This is a genomic window from Yonghaparkia sp. Root332, assembly GCF_001425665.1.
Lineage (GTDB): Bacteria > Actinomycetota > Actinomycetes > Actinomycetales > Microbacteriaceae > Microcella.
On sequence record NZ_LMCX01000001.1, the window covers coordinates 888,807 to 901,790 of the forward strand.

The window sequence follows — 12,984 nt, forward strand, 5'->3', positions numbered from 1 at the left end:
GGAAGGATCCCCATGCGCCGTCGTGCCGCGACCGCCCTCGTCGTCGTGATCGCGCTCGGGGCGCTGGCGGGGTGCACTCCGGCCGCGCCGGTCGCCGTCCCCACCCCCGCGCCCGGAACCGCAACACCCACGCCGATCCCGCCGAGCGGCGACGGCGTCCTGCGCATCGGCACCCTCGCGCCGCTCACCGGCCCCTCGGCCTCGCGCGGCCCCGTCCAGGTCGCCGCCGTCGAGATCGCCGCGCGCGACATCGCCGCCGCGGGCGGCATCCTCGGCGCCGCCGTCGAGGTCGTCCACCGCGACGTCGGCGACCCCGCGACGTCGACGGCCGAGGCGTCCCTCGCCGCCCTCGTCGAGCGCGGCATCGACGTCGTCATCGGTCCCTCCGATCCCGGCCTCGTGCTGCGGCTCGCCCCGCTCGCGGCGGAGGCCGGCGTCACGATGCTCGTCCCCGGCTCCGGCGGCGCGGCCGTCGGAGCGGCCGACCCCGCCGACGTGCTCTTCCGCATCGCGCCCCCGCTCACCGCGCAGGTCGCGGCCGTCGGTCGGGCGCTCGCCGCCGGCGGTGCCGAGTCGATCGCGCTGCTCACCGCCGAGGGTGACGAGGGCAGCGCGCTCGCCGAGGCGCTCCGCACCGCGCTCGAGGGCGTCGACGTCGACGTCGTCGTGCCCGAGCCCCTCACGGCGTCCACCCGCGCCCCGGCCCTCGCGCGCGCGCTGCTCGAGCCGGAGGCGGGCGACGGCGAGGAGCCCGCGCCGCGGACCGCCGACGCCGTCATCGTCGCCACGAGCGCCGACCTCGCGCCCCCGACCGCGGCAGTGCTGGAGGCGCTCGTCGATGCGGGGCTCGATGCCGACGGCCTGTGGCTCCTCGGCGACAGCCTCGTCGACTACACGACGGTCGTCGAGCCCGGAGCGCTCGAGGGGGCGCACGGCGTGCGCGCGGGCGCCGACGCGAGCGAGCGCTTCCGCACGATCCTGCGGCAGTCCGACCCGGGCATCCCCTCGTTCGCCCTCGCCGCCGAGGTGTACGACGCGGTCATGCTCGCGGCGCTCGCCGCGGAGCTCGCGGGCGACGACGGCGGGCCCTCGATCGCCGGCTCGCTGCGCGCGGCCGCGGCCGGCGGGGTTCCGTGCACGAGCATCGGCGCCTGCCTCGACGTCATCGCGCAGGACCGCGAGCCCGACTACGACGGCATCAGCGGCCCCCTGACGATCGACGACGCGGGCGATGTGGTGGATGCACTCCTCCCGCTTTTCCGATACTCCGCGGCGGGCTCTCCGGAGCGCGACGGGGTGCTCGGGGGCTGAGCCGCGCGGCCCCCGCCGCTGCGCCCGAGCAACGGCGGTGCGCCGCACGACCCGGCGGGTCGGACCTGCGGAATCCGTCGCCGGAAAGCGCGACCACTGCGAAAACCGCCGTCGAGCATCCGCCGTGAATTCGTTTCGGGGCGTTACAGGGCTGTAACCCCAATGTATTGTGCGCGCCCGCTCCGTCACCTACCGTGGCAGGACGGCGATGGCGCATGCGCGCTGTCGTCTTCCTGAACACATTCGAACTACGCAAGGAGCAACATGGGCGTATTCACCACGGCCTCGGCCGGCCGCTCGCGGTCCCTCTCAGCGACGCTCGGCGGCCTCTCGCTGCTCGGCGCCAGCGCGCTCATCCTGAGCGGCTGCGCTGCGCCCGCCGCGGAGGAGCCCGAGGAGTCGCAGGGCCCCCGCGAGGACCTCACTCTCACGATCGGCACGATCCTTCCCCAGTCCGGCACCCTCGCCTTCCTCGGCCCGCCCGAGATCGCGGGCGTCGACCTCGCTGCTCAGGAGATCAACGAGGCCGACCTCGGCATCCAGGTCGAGGTCGTCCACCGCGACTCCGGCGACACCACGACCGACACCGCGACCGTCTCGGTCACCGACCTCCTCTCGCAGGACGTCTCGGCGATCGTCGGCGCCGCCTCGTCGGGCGTCTCGTTCACGGTCATCGACCAGATCACGGGCGCCGGCGTCGTGCACTTCTCGCCGGCGAACACCTCGCCCGACTTCACCACCTACGAGGACGACGGGCTCTACTGGCGCACCGCCCCCTCCGACCTGCTGCAGGGCGAGGTCCTCGGCAACGTCATCGCCGGTGATGGCAAGTCGACCCTCGGCCTCCTCGTCCTCAACGACGCCTACGGCACCGGCCTCGCGGCCGCGGTCAAGGAGTCGTTCGAGGCCGCCGGCGGCGAGGTCGTCGCGGAGGAGCTGTTCAACGAGGGCGACACGAGCTTCGACGCTCAGATCTCCTCGCTGACGGCCGCCGCGCCCGACGCGATCGCGGTCATCACCTTCGACCAGGCCAAGGTCGTCGTCCCCGCCCTCGTCGGCACCGGCTACCCCGGTGACTCGCTGTACTTCGTCGACGGAAACCTCGCCGACTACAGCGCCGACTTCGAGGCGGGCCTCATCGAGGGCGCCAAGGGCACCCTCCCCGGCCCGGCCATCGAGGACGACTTCCGCGACCGTCTGCTCGAGGTCAACCCCGATCTCGACGACTTCTCCTACGCGGCGGAGTCGTACGACGCCGTCATCCTGATCGCGCTCGCCGCTCTCGCGGCGAACTCGACCGAGGGGGCCGACATCGCGTCGTACCTCCAGGAGGTCTCGGGCGGCTCCGGCGATGGCGAGCAGGCGACCGACTTCGCGTCGGCCGCGCAGATCATCCTCGACGGCGGCACGGTCGACTTCGACGGCGCGTCCGGTCCGATCACGTTCGATGAGAACGGCGACCCGACCGAGGCCACCATCGGCGTCTACCAGTACGGCGCGGACAACACCTACACCCGCATCAACTAGCTCTCGCGAGAGCGGCAGAGAAAGGGCCCCGGCATCGCGCCGGGGCCCTTTCCCGTGCGTCCGGATGCCCGTTGCGCAGCCACCGCCGCCGAGCCGGGCGGGGCCCGTACGCCACTCACGACCTGTCGACCCAAATGAAGGGAGCGCGGTTCGCTGCAGCGGCGTGTCGGCACGACACGCCGCGCGGAGACCCGCGGCTCCCTTCATTTGGTCGTGACAGGGCTCGGAGAGACGCTGATCGGCCCCGAGCGCGGTGCGCTCGGGGCCGATCAGCGGTGCTGCGGGGCTACTCCTGGCCGAGGGTGCCGAGGTAGAGCCCGATGACCTTGGGGTCGTTGAGCAGGTCGCGACCCGTGCCCTCGTAGGCGTCCGTGCCCTGGTCGAGCACGTAGCCGCGATCGCAGATCTGCAGGCATCGGCGCGCGTTCTGCTCGACCATGATCGTCGTCACGCCCGCCTTGTTGATCTCGCGGACGCGGATGAACGCCTCGTCCTGGCGCACGGGCGACAGGCCGGCGCTCGGCTCGTCGAGCAGGATCACCTCGGGGCTCATCATGAGCGCGCGGCTCATCGCGACCATCTGCCGCTCACCGCCCGAGAGCGAGCCGGCGCGCTGCGGGAGGCGCTTGCCGAGCTCGGGGAAGATGCCCGTGACGAAGTCGAGGCGGTGCTCGAACTCCTTGGGCTTCAGGAACATCCCCATCTCGAGGTTCTCGCGGATCGTCAGCGTCGGGAAGACGTTGTTCGTCTGCGGCACGAACCCCACGCCCTTGGCGACGAGCTTGTTCGCCTTCAGGTTCGTGATGTCCTCGCCGTAGAGCGTGATCTTCCCCTCGCGCACCTTCACGAGGCCGAAGATCGCCTTGAGCAGCGTCGACTTGCCGGCGCCGTTGGGGCCGATGATGCCGATGAGCTCGCCCGCGCGCGCGGTCAGCGAGCACGCGTTGAGGATGTTGATGCCGGGCAGGTAGCCCGCCGTCACGGTGTCGACGTGGACGACGACGTCGCGGGTCTCCGCCGCGGGCGATCCGGACGCGCCGGCCTCAGTGCTTGGACTCGTCGGCATCGTCATCTGCCAGCTCCTTGATCGCGGTCACCACGCCGGTGTCGGGGTCGCCGAGGTCCTGGTCGTGGTGCGAGCCCAGGTAGGCGTCGATCACGGCGGGGTTCGCCATGACCTCGTGAGGGTCGCCCTCGGCGACGACGCGGCCCTCCGCCATCACGACGACCCAGTCGGCGATGTGCCGCACCATGTGCATGTCGTGCTCGACGAAGAGCACGGTCATGCCCTCCTTCTTGAGGTTGAGGATGTGGTCGAGCAGCGACTGCGTGAGCGCGGGGTTCACACCGGCCATCGGCTCGTCGAGCATGACGAGGGTCGGCTCGCTCATCAGCGCGCGCGCCATCTCGAGCAGCTTGCGCTGGCCGCCGGAGAGGCTCGCGGCGTAGTCGTCCTTCTTCGCGTCGAGCTTGAAGCGGGCGAGCAGGTCGAGGGCTCGTGCCTCGATCGCCTCCTCCTCCTTGCGCCAGAACCACGGGAAGATCGCGCGGGCGAGGCTCTCGCCCGACTGCCCCTTCGCCCCGAGCTTCATGTTGTCGAGCACCGTGAGGAGGCCGAGGGCCTTCGTGAGCTGGAAGGTGCGCACCTGCCCCTTGCGGGCGACCCGGAAGGCGGGCACGCCCGAGATCGACTGCCCGTCGAAGGTCCAGGTGCCCTCGTTCGGCTTGTCGAACCCGGTGAGCAGGTTGAACAGCGTGGTCTTGCCGGCGCCGTTGGGCCCGATGAGCGCCGTGATGGCGCCGCGCGGGATCTCCAGGTGGTCGACGTCGACCGCCGTGAGACCGCCGAACTGACGCTTGATGCCGTCGGCGACGATGATCGGGTCGACCTTCTTGACGCCGGGAGCGGGCTCCCCGACGTGCAGGCCGGTGGACTTGACGGGGGCGCCGTTGGCGCCGGCGCTACTTGACAAAGGCCAGCTCCTTCTTGTTGCCGAGGATGCCCTGTGGTCGATAGATGACGATGACCATGATCGCGATTCCTACGAGGATGAATCGAAGCTGACCTGCCTGGACGCTCGACATGAACGGCAGCCAGCCCGCCTCGACGGCGCGGGCGATGAAGCCCGAGAAGAACGACAGGAGCACCCAGAAGATGACGGATCCGACGATGGGCCCGAGCACCGTCGCGGCCCCGCCGAGCAGCAGGATCGCGTAGATGAAGAACGTCAAGGACGTCTGGTAGTTCGAGGGCACCACGGCGCGCGGAAGGATGAAGATCATGCCTGCCAGGGAGCCGAACACGCCGCCGATGACGAGCGACTGCATCTTATAGAAGTAGACGTTCTTGCCGAGCGCGCGCACGGCATCCTCGTCTTCGCGGATGCCCTTGATCACGCGGCCCCAGGGGCTCTTCATGAGGCGCCACGTGATGAGCGCGGCGATGACGACGAGACCCCAGCCGAAGATGCGGACCCACCAGTCGTACTCGTTGTAGACCCACGGGCCGAAGCCGTACGTGCCCTCCGGGATGGGGTTCAGATCCTCGAAGCCGCCCTTGTAGCCCTGGAGGCCGTTCGCCGAGCCCGTGACGGGCTCGAACGTGTTGGTCGTGAAGAGCAGGCGGAGGATCTCGGCGGCCGCGATGGTCACGATCGCGAGATAGTCGGCGCGCAGCCGCAGCGTCGGCACGCCGAGTATCAGCGCGAACACGATCGAGGCGACGATGCCGAAGAGGACCGCGCCCCACACCGGCAAGCCGAACGTCAGGGTCGCGATCGCATACCCGTACGCGCCGAGGGCCATGAAGCCGGCCTGACCGAAGTTGAGCAGGCCCGTGAACCCGAAGTGGATCGCGAGGCCGAGAGCCGCGAGCGCGTAGGCGGCCGTCGTGGGAGAGATGATCTCCTGCGCGGCGTTGGAGAAGAGGAGAAGCCAGTCGATCATGATGCGCTCCTAGCCGATCCGCTCTTTGCGGCCGAGGATTCCCTGGGGCCGGATGAGCAGGACGATGATGAGGATGACGAGGGCGCCGACGTACTTCATGTCGGACGGGATCCACAGCGTCGAGATCTCGACGAACATGCCGACCACGAGCGAGCCGACGAGGGCGCCGAACGCCGTGCCGAGACCGCCGAGCGTGACCGCGGCGAAGGTCAGGAGCAGGATCTGGAAGCCCATGTCCCAGCTCACGCCCGGCCGGAAGTACGCCCACAGGATGCCCGAGAGGCCGGCGAGAGCGCCCGACATGACCCAGACGATGCGGATCACTCGGTCGACGTCGATGCCGCTCGCGGCCGCGAGGGCCGGATTGTCGGAGACCGCGCGGGTGGCCTTGCCGATCCGCGTCCGCAGGAGGAAGAACGCGACGCCGAGCAGGACGACGATCGACAGCGCCATGCTGCCCACGTCGACCCAGGTGAGGCCGAAGAGGCCGATCGACCCGGAGGTGTCGGTCGCGCCGGGAAGCTGCGAGGTGCCGCCGCCGATGAAGTACTGGTAGACGTAGCGGACGGCGAGCGAGAGGCCGATGCTCACGATCATGAGCGGGATCAGGCCCACGCCCCTCTTGCGCAGCGGCTTCCAGAGGGCGGCGTCGTTGAGCCAGCCGAAGGCGCCGCTCAGCACGACCGCGATCGGGATGGCGAGCCAGATCGGCACGTCGAGGAAGACGCTGAAGAGCAGCGTCATCAGGCCGCCGAAGGTGATGAGCTCGGCGTGGGCGAAGTTGCTCAGCCCCGTGGTGCCGAAGATCAGCGAGAGCCCGATGGCCGCGAGCGCGAGGAGCAGGCCGAAGTTCAGGCCGTTGAAGATGCGGTCGACCACCTGGTCGAGGTAGCTGGTCGTGTTGCGCTCGCCCTGCCCGATGAAGAAGTTGGCGACGGTGCTGCCGCTCTGGCCGACGTTCACCTCGCGGACGTTCGGGGTCTCGTCCTCCTCATCGATGACGGCGATGCCCTCGGGCAGGCTCTCCTCGTCGAGGGTGACGTTGTAGTCCGCTTTGTCCGGGACTCCGACCGCCCAGCGGCCCTCCGCGTCCGTCTCGACCTCCACCTCGAACCCGCTGCCGGTGATGACGAGCCGGACATCCTCCAGCGGCTCGTCGGCCAGCTCGACGATGCCGAAGATGCGGAAGTCGTAGTCGTCGAGGCCGACCTCGTCGGCGACGGCGGGTGACGCCATCGAGAGCGAGAGTGCGGCCAATCCGGCGGCGAAGAGGCCGGCGAGGAACCGCGGGGCCTTTCGCGCGCGTGGTCTGCTAGCAGCGTGAGCCACGAAACCTCCAGGTCGTTTCGGGTGAGGCGCTCTGCCCCGCGGGCGGGTAGCCCGAGTTCGTCCACGGTGACGATACGGACGGGATGTTGCACGCGTGTTTCCGCGCCCAGCCTCCCGACCGTCCCCCATTATGACCGCGGAATACTCACGGGCCTAACTCGTTAAGATGAAGCACCGGCATTCGATGCGGCATCCGGGGACCTCCGGCTCGCGAACTCGCTCACGGCCGCGCTCTCGACCTCTCTCTCGACCAAGGGGACTCATGGACCAGCCCGACCCGTTCGGCTTCATCGGACTCACCTACGACGACGTGATGCTCCTCCCGGCGCACACCGACGTCATCCCCTCCGAGGCCGACACGAGCTCGCGGCTCTCGCGCCGCATCCGCGTCCACGCCCCGCTGCTCTCGGCCGCGATGGACACCGTGACCGAGGGCCGCATGGCGATCGCGATGGCGCGCCAGGGCGGGATGGGCATCCTGCACCGCAATCTCTCGATCGACGAGCAGGCCGAGCAGGTCGACAAGGTCAAGCGCTCCGAGTCGGGCATGATCTCGAATCCGGTCACGACGACGCCCGATGCGACGGTCGCCGAAGTGGATGCCCTGTGCGGCCAGTTCCGCGTGTCGGGTCTGCCCGTGGTCGAGGGCGACGGTCGCCTCGTCGGCATCATCACCAACCGCGACATGCGCTTCGTCTCGCCGTTCGAGGCCGCGACGACGCTCGTCCGCGACGTCATGACCCCGGCGCCGCTCATCACCGGGCCCGTCGGCATCTCGCAGGGCGAGGTGCTCGCGCTCTTCGCCCAGCACAAGATCGAGAAGCTCCCTCTCGTCGACGACGAGGGCCGTCTGCACGGCCTCATCACCGTGAAGGACTTCGACAAGAGCGAGCAGTACCCGAACGCCACGAAGGACGAGGAGGGTCGCCTCCGAGTGGGCGCGGCGATCGGCTTCTTCGGCGACGCGTGGGACCGCGCGGGCAGCCTGCGCGACGCCGGTGTCGACGTCATCGTCGTCGACACCGCGAACGGCGACAGCCGCGGCGTGCTCGAGATCATCGCGCGCCTCAAGGCCGACCCCGCCTTCGCCCACATCGACGTCATCGGCGGCAACGTCGCGACGCGATCGGGGGCCCAGGCCCTCGTGGATGCCGGTGCCGACGCCGTCAAGGTGGGCGTCGGTCCCGGATCGATCTGCACCACGCGCGTCGTCGCGGGCGTCGGCGTGCCCCAGGTCACCGCGGTGTACGAGGCGTCGCTCGCCGCGCGCGCCGCGGGCGTGCCGGTCATCGCCGACGGCGGCCTGCAGTACTCGGGCGACATCGCGAAGGCGCTCGTCGCCGGCGCCGACACCGTCATGCTCGGCTCGCTGCTCGCGGGCACCGACGAGAGCCCGGGCGACCTCATCTTCGTGAACGGCAAGCAGTTCAAGTCGTACCGCGGCATGGGCTCGCTCGGCGCACTGCAGACGCGCGGCAAGAAGACGTCGTACTCGCGCGACCGGTACTTCCAGGCCGACGTGCCGAGCGACGAGCAGCTCATCGCCGAGGGGATCGAGGGTCAGGTGCCCTACCGGGGCCCCGTCGGCTCGGTCGTGTACCAGCTGCTCGGCGGCCTGCGGCAGTCGATGTTCTACACCGGCGCGCGCACGATCGACGACCTCAAGGTGCGCGGCAAGTTCGTGCGCATCACGGCCGCCGGCCTCAAGGAGTCGCACCCCCACGACATCCAGATGGTCGTCGAAGCGCCCAACTACCGCCGGTAGCCGCTCGGCCGCTCGGCGGCGCGCCGGTAGGCTGGGAGCGTGACGGACATCGAGATCGGGCGGGCCAAGCGCGCCCGGAGGGCCTACTCCTTCGACGACATCGCGGTGGTGCCCAGTCGGCGCACGCGCGACCCCGAGGTCGTGTCGCTCGCGTGGAGCATCGACGCCCTCAAGTTCGACATCCCGGTCATCGCGGCGCCGATGGACTCGGTCGTGAGCCCGGAGACGGCGATCGCGATCGGGCGGCTCGGCGGCCTCGGAGTCCTCGACCTCGAGGGGCTGTGGACCAGATACGAGGATGCCCCGGCGCAGCTCGCCCGGATCCGCGAGCTCGACGGCGACGAGGCGACCGCGGAGATGCAGCGCATCTACGCCGAGCCGATCAAGCCCGAGCTCATCAGCGCGCGCCTCGCCGAGATCCGCGCGGCCGGGGTGCCCGTGGCCGCTGCGCTCAGCCCCCAGCGCACGCAGGAGCATCACGCGGCCGTCGTCGACGCCGGCGTCGACCTCTTCGTCATCCGCGGCACGACCGTGAGCGCCGAGCACGTGTCCAACTCGAGCGAGCCCCTCAACCTCAAGAAGTTCATCTACGAGCTCGACGTGCCCGTCATCGTGGGCGGCGCCGCCACCTACACCGCCGCGTTGCACCTCATGCGCACGGGTGCGGCCGGGGTGCTCGTCGGCTTCGGCGGCGGGGCCGCGTCGACGACGCGCCTGAGCCTGGGCATCCACGCCCCGATGGCGACCGCGGTGAGCGACGTCGCCGCCGCCCGACGCGACTACCTCGACGAGTCGGGCGGGCGGTACGTGCACGTCATCGCCGACGGTGGCCTCGGCACGAGCGGCGACATCGTGAAGGCGGTCGCGATGGGCGCCGACGCGGTCATGCTCGGCTCGACCCTCGCGCGCGCCGCCGAGGCGCCCGGCGGCGGCTGGCACTGGGGCGCCGAGGCGCACCACCCCGAGCTCCCGCGCGGCAACCGCGTGCACGTCGGCCAGCTCGCGCCGCTCGAGCAGCTGCTGTTCGGGCCGAGCTCGCACGCCGACGGCCGGGTCAACCTCATGGGTGCGCTCCGGCGCTCGATGGCGACGACCGGCTACTCCGACCTCAAGGAGTTCCAGCGGGTCGACGTCGTCGTCGCGCCCTACCAGGGGCACTAGCCGACCGTGTGGCGCATCGCTCGCCGCCCCAGGTGGATCGCGGCGCTCCTCCTCGCGCTCGGCGTCGCCGCGGCCTTCGCGGCCCTCGGCCAGTGGCAGCTCGAGCGCTCGATCGACGCGGCGACGGTCGTCGAGCGCGACACCGAGACGCCGGTGCCGCTGGCGAGCATCGCCGAGCCGCAGGAGGTCATGACCTCCGACGCGAGCGGCCGCACCGTGACGGTCGAGGGCACCTGGGTCGAGGGCGACGAGGTCGTCGTGACGGGTCGCGAGAGCGGGGGAGAGCCCGGCGACTGGGTCGTCCGCCACCTCGAGACGAGCGATGGGGCGAGCCTCGCGGTCGTCGTGGGGTACGTCGCTCCCGGAGCGGGCATCCCCGACCTGCCTCTCGGCGAGGCGAGCCTCGTCGGCCGCTACGTGCCGAGCGAGTCGCCGCAGCAGTCCGACTTCGAGGCCGGCGAGCGGCGCGCGATCGCGGTGGCCGAGCTCATCAACCTGTGGCGCGACGTCGACCTCGTCTACTCGGGCTATCTCGCGGTGGCGGATGCTCCGCCGGGGCTCGCCGAGATCGCCGCCCCGCCGCCCGAGGCCGACGTCGAGCTCAACCTGCTCAACCTCTTCTACGCGATCGAGTGGGCGCTCTTCGGCGGCTTCGCGGTGTACCTCTGGTGGCGCCTGGTGAGGGACGAGTTCGAGAAGGAGCAGGCGGCGCTCGCCGAGGTCGAGGCGGCGGCCGAAGCCTCCAGCGAGCCCGCCTAGACTTGAGGCATGGCGCTCGGCCCTCAGCCCTCTGACATCCCTCTCATCCGGCGCACGCTCGCCGTGTTCAAGGTCTCGTCGATCGTCACGGGCGTCTTCCTCCTCGGCCTGGTCGTGATGATGGTCACGCGCTACGGCTTCGGTCGCGACATCGAGCTGATGGGCCCCGACGGGTTCCTCGCCCTCACGCCGAAGGATCAGCTGACGGGCGTGAACCTCTCGATCGTGCTCCTCACCGTGCACGGCTGGCTCTACGTCGTGTACCTCGCCTGCGACTTCGTCCTGTGGCGCGTCGCCTACCAGGGGGCGCGCTCGAACGCGTTCCTGCGCTTCCTCTGGATCGCCATGGGCGGCATCGTCCCCTTCCTCTCCTTCTTCTTCGAGCGGCGGGTGCCGGGCGAGGTCGAGGCGATCGTCGCCGAGCTCGACCAGCACCCCACGACCCAGGAGGCCGCCGCGTGAGCGAGACCGTCCACCGCCCCGTTCTCGTCGTCGACTTCGGCGCTCAGTACGCGCAGCTGATCGCGCGCCGCGTGCGCGAGGCGAGCGTGTACAGCGAGATCGTGCCCCACACCATCACGGCCGAGGAGGTCGCGGCGAAGAACCCCGTCGGCATCGTCCTGAGCGGCGGCCCGTCGAGCGTCTACGAGCCCGGCTCGCCGACCCTCGACCCGGGAATCCTGCAGCTCGGCGTGCCGGTGATGGGCATCTGCTACGGGTTCCAGGTGATGGCGCAGCAGCTCGGCGGCGAGGTCGCGAGGACCGGCCGCCGCGAGTACGGCGCGACGACGACGACCATCCTCGGCGACGGCGGCGCGCTCCTCACCGAGCAGCCCGAGACCCAGACGACCTGGATGAGCCACGGCGACTCGGTCGCGAAGGCCCCCGAGGGCTTCCAGGTGCTCGCCTCGACCCCCGACACCCCCGTCGCCGCCTTCGCGAGCGACGAGCGGAAGATGTACGGCGTGCAGTGGCACCCCGAGGTCAAGCACTCGGAGTTCGGCCAGCGCGTGCTCGAGAACTTCCTGCACCGCGCCGCCGGCATCGCCCCCGACTGGAACAGCGGCAGCGTCATCGCCGAGCAGGTCGAGCGCATCCGCGAGCAGGTGGGGGATGCCCGGGTCATCTGCGGACTGTCGGGCGGCGTCGACAGCGCGGTCGCCGCGGCCATCGTGCACGAGGCGGTCGGCGACCAGCTCGTGTGCGTGTTCGTCGACCATGGCCTGCTGCGCGCCGACGAGCGCCGCCAGGTCGAGGAGGACTACGTCGCGGCGACGGGCATCCGCCTGGTGACGGTGGATGCGCGGCAGCAGTTCATGGACGCCCTCGCGGGCGTCACCGACCCCGAGACGAAGCGCAAGATCATCGGGCGCGAGTTCATCCGCACCTTCGAGAGCGCGGCCGAGGCGCTCGTGCTCGAGGCGCAGGGCGAGGGCGAGGCCGTGAGGTTCCTCGTGCAGGGCACCCTCTACCCCGACGTCGTCGAGTCGGGCGGCGGCACGGGCACGGCGAACATCAAGAGCCACCACAACGTCGGCGGTCTCCCGGAGGACCTGGAGTTCGAGCTCGTCGAGCCGCTACGCACCCTCTTCAAGGACGAGGTGCGCTCGATCGGCCGCGAGCTCGGGCTGCCCGAGGCGATCGTGTCCCGTCAGCCGTTCCCCGGCCCGGGCCTCGGGATCCGCATCATCGGCGCGGTCACCGAGGAGCGCCTGGAGATCCTCCGCCAGGCCGACGCGATCGCGCGCGAGGAGCTCACGGCGGCCGGCCTCGACGGCGAGATCTGGCAGTGCCCGGTCGTGCTGCTCGCCGACGTGCGCTCGGTCGGCGTGCAGGGCGACGGACGCACGTACGGGCATCCGATCGTGCTGCGCCCCGTGTCGTCGGAAGACGCCATGACGGCCGACTGGACGCGCCTGCCCTACGACGTGCTGGCGCGCATCTCGAACCGCATCACCAACGAGGTGCCCGACGTCAACCGCGTCGTGCTCGACGTCACCTCGAAGCCCCCGGGCACGATCGAATGGGAGTAGTTGCACGTTCTGGAAGGCCGGCAGGCCTTCCAGTGCAACTACTCCTGCCAGCGCCCCCGCCGGCAGAGCCTTGCGTGAGCGCGGCATGAACGCAGTGGGTCGAGCGGCAGGGCGAGGTCGCACCCGCGGATAACGCGAGCACGTGCACGAACC

General features: G+C 70.7%; 11 protein-coding genes. 7 read left to right on the top strand and 4 right to left on the bottom strand.

Annotation, left to right across the window (positions count from 1 at the left end):
- Positions 1-12 precede the first annotated feature (12 nt).
- Both ASC54_RS04305 and ASC54_RS04310 read left to right on the top strand, forming a co-directional pair.
- Positions 13-1,311, top strand: a complete 1,299-nt coding sequence (locus ASC54_RS04305; RefSeq protein ID WP_055896886.1) for an ABC transporter substrate-binding protein — start codon at positions 13-15, stop codon at positions 1,309-1,311.
- A gap of 264 nt (positions 1,312-1,575) precedes the next feature.
- Positions 1,576-2,838: an ABC transporter substrate-binding protein gene (locus ASC54_RS04310; RefSeq protein WP_055857127.1), complete on the top strand. Its 1,263-nt coding sequence runs from the start codon at positions 1,576-1,578 to the stop codon at positions 2,836-2,838.
- 286 nt (positions 2,839-3,124) lie between these two features.
- On the opposite strand, the gene ASC54_RS04315 is transcribed toward ASC54_RS04310, so the two are convergent.
- Genes ASC54_RS04315 through ASC54_RS04330 form a run of 4 tightly spaced genes read right to left on the bottom strand, consistent with a single transcriptional unit; the run spans position 3,125 to position 7,020 of the window.
- Positions 3,125-3,904, bottom strand: a complete 780-nt coding sequence (locus ASC54_RS04315) for an ABC transporter ATP-binding protein (protein WP_055859186.1) — start codon at positions 3,902-3,904, stop codon at positions 3,125-3,127.
- On the bottom strand, positions 3,882-4,811 hold the full coding sequence (locus tag ASC54_RS04320) for an ABC transporter ATP-binding protein (protein ID WP_055857124.1): 930 nt from the start codon (positions 4,809-4,811) through the stop codon (positions 3,882-3,884). The genes ASC54_RS04315 and ASC54_RS04320 overlap by 23 nt, the downstream gene beginning before the upstream one ends.
- Positions 4,801-5,781: a branched-chain amino acid ABC transporter permease gene (locus ASC54_RS04325; RefSeq protein ID WP_055859183.1), complete on the bottom strand. Its 981-nt coding sequence runs from the start codon at positions 5,779-5,781 to the stop codon at positions 4,801-4,803. Before ASC54_RS04325 ends, ASC54_RS04320 begins: the two co-directional genes overlap by 11 nt.
- A 12-nt stretch (positions 5,782-5,793) precedes the next feature.
- Positions 5,794-7,020, bottom strand: coding sequence for a branched-chain amino acid ABC transporter permease (locus ASC54_RS04330; protein ID WP_055857121.1), 1,227 nt, complete (start codon positions 7,018-7,020; stop codon positions 5,794-5,796).
- Positions 7,021-7,375: 355 nt separating this feature from the next.
- Between ASC54_RS04330 and guaB the strand changes: the two genes are divergently transcribed.
- Genes guaB through guaA form a run of 5 tightly spaced genes read left to right on the top strand, consistent with a single transcriptional unit; the run spans position 7,376 to position 12,831 of the window.
- Positions 7,376-8,878 (top strand): IMP dehydrogenase, encoded by a 1,503-nt coding sequence (gene guaB, locus ASC54_RS04335; RefSeq protein ID WP_055857118.1) that lies wholly within the window; start codon positions 7,376-7,378, stop codon positions 8,876-8,878.
- A gap of 39 nt (positions 8,879-8,917) precedes the next feature.
- On the top strand, positions 8,918-10,039 hold the full coding sequence (locus tag ASC54_RS04340; RefSeq protein ID WP_055857115.1) for a GuaB3 family IMP dehydrogenase-related protein: 1,122 nt from the start codon (positions 8,918-8,920) through the stop codon (positions 10,037-10,039).
- 6 nt (positions 10,040-10,045) lie between these two features.
- A complete protein-coding gene (locus ASC54_RS04345) occupies positions 10,046-10,798 on the top strand; it encodes an SURF1 family protein (RefSeq protein ID WP_055896889.1) in 753 nt (250 codons plus the stop codon).
- 9 nt (positions 10,799-10,807) lie between these two features.
- Positions 10,808-11,260, top strand: a complete 453-nt coding sequence (locus tag ASC54_RS04350) for a DUF3817 domain-containing protein (protein WP_055896892.1) — start codon at positions 10,808-10,810, stop codon at positions 11,258-11,260.
- Positions 11,257-12,831 carry a glutamine-hydrolyzing GMP synthase gene (gene guaA / locus ASC54_RS04355; RefSeq protein WP_055896895.1) on the top strand — a complete coding sequence of 525 codons (1,575 nt, stop codon included), beginning with the start codon at positions 11,257-11,259 and terminating at the stop codon, positions 12,829-12,831. The genes ASC54_RS04350 and guaA overlap by 4 nt, the downstream gene beginning before the upstream one ends.
- The last annotated feature ends 153 nt before the right edge of the window (positions 12,832-12,984 follow it).